General features: G+C 69.6%; 1 pseudogene. It reads right to left on the minus strand.

Annotated elements, in window-relative coordinates:
• A pseudogene (locus tag QSJ95_RS32665) lies at positions 1 to 303 on the minus strand (p-hydroxyphenylacetate 3-hydroxylase oxygenase component); the annotation flags it as partial.

The raw sequence follows: 303 nt of genomic DNA on the forward strand, positions 1-303 counted from the left end.
GTTCTGCCGGCGGCAGCCGAGGATGGCCCATTCGGCGTGGTCGCTGCCGCTGCTCCAGCCCATCTCGCCGTTGAACAGGATGCCGCCCTCGACCTCCTGGATGCGCCCGAACGGCGCGATGCTGCTGCTGGCGGTGGCATCGGGGTTCTCGCCCCAGACCTCGTCCTGCAGTTGCTTGGAGAACATCGCCAGCTGGTGGCTGTGGGTGCACAGCAGGCTGAAGGCCCAGGCGGTGCTGGCGCAGGCGCCGGCCAGGGCGACCACGCAGTCGGCGAACTCGGGCAGGGAGATTTCCATGCCGCC

It is taken from the genome of Pseudomonas sp. NBRC 100443, assembly GCF_030268185.1.
GTDB lineage: Bacteria > Pseudomonadota > Gammaproteobacteria > Pseudomonadales > Pseudomonadaceae > Pseudomonas > Pseudomonas citronellolis.